General features: G+C 42.1%; 1 protein-coding gene. It reads left to right on the top strand.

Going from position 1 to position 1,227, the window contains the following annotated elements; all coding sequences use genetic code 11:
* Positions 1–203: 203 nt before the first annotated feature.
* Complete coding sequence (locus J1D01_RS17380; RefSeq protein WP_421151773.1) at positions 204–1,196, top strand: IS110 family transposase; 993 nt, start codon at positions 204–206, stop codon at positions 1,194–1,196.
* Positions 1,197–1,227 lie beyond the last annotated feature (31 nt).

Here is a 1,227-nt window from a genome sequence, read left to right as displayed (position 1 = left end):
AACGGTCTCCTTTACTTTGATATTATTAGATTTAACAAGAGAAGAGAGGAGAACTCTAACGGTCTCTAGGCAATACCTATTATCCGTAATAGTCCTCTCTGCCTCTTGTAAGATGCTTAGCTGAACTACTTGGAATACCTAGCCATAATGGCTCATTAAAGGAAATAGTTGCCGGCATCATAATCATTTAATTTTTTAAAAATATGAAAAATTTAAAAGAAGTGATCGGTATAGATGTATCAAAAAAGACGATTGATGCTACCCTATACCACAGCAAAGAGCATTCAGTGTTTTCAAATGATGGGAAAGGCTATGCGGAGTTGATTAAGTGGGTCGATAGTCAGTTGGCCCCTGAGAGTTATTTTTTCTGTTTTGAGAATACAGGAAGCTATTCGTTAAAGTTATCGGTTTTCCTGTCATCAAAGAGACTGGTTTACGTAGAGGAAAGCCCTATGCGTATCAAGCGCAGTACCGGTCTTACCAGGGAGAAGACCGATAAACTAGATTCCTATATGATAGCCCGGTTCGGTTGGGTGTACAGGGAGGAGTTGGTGCCCAGTGAGATAAAGCCAAAGGTGTTTCAAGAGCTCGGAAGACTGCTAGCTTTAAGAGATCAATTGGTAAGGGACCGAACAGGTTTAAAATCTACATTAAAAGAGCAAAGGCACCTGTTGTCGAGTCCTTCGACCGACACTTGCTGTAAGGCACTGCAACGTTGTATAAGGCATATGGACAAACAGGTACTTGGCATAGAGAAAAGGATGCGGGAGCTGTTGAAAACAGATGGTCTGCTTTACCGCAACTATAGGCTTCTAAGGTCGGTAAAGGGCGTGGGGCTGATACTGGGCTGTCAATTGCTCTGCCATACCGGTAACTTTATGAAATTTGACAACTGGCGCAGGTTTTCGAGTTATTGTGGGATAGCTCCGTTCGAGCATAGCTCAGGGAGTTCGATTAGGCGGCGCAAGCAGAGTCATTACATTGGCGACAGGAAAATGAAGGCACTACTCAGTATGGCTGCGGTCTCGGCCATACAATCCGACCAAGAGCTAAAGAATTATTATCACAGAAAGCTAGGGGAGGGAAAAGATAAAATGATAGCCTTGAACAATGTTAGGAATAAGATTTTAGCACGGAGTTTTGCAGTGATTAAGAGAGGAACACCATTTGTTAATGTAGCAGCCACAACTTATTAAAAAAAATAGTTGTTTTTTACCTTGGAATACG

This window comes from Seonamhaeicola sp. NFXS20 (assembly GCF_049132085.1).
In the GTDB taxonomy this organism is placed as follows: domain Bacteria; phylum Bacteroidota; class Bacteroidia; order Flavobacteriales; family Flavobacteriaceae; genus Seonamhaeicola.
The sequence above is the reverse complement of the archived record's forward strand: the minus strand, read 5'-3'. Positions and strand labels throughout refer to the sequence as shown.

What these genes read in the sequence shown, in the direction of transcription:
- J1D01_RS17380 (WP_421151773.1), top strand. Translation starts at nt 204, where the DNA reads ATGAAAAATTTAAAAGAAGTGATCGGTATAGATGTATCAAAAAAGACG.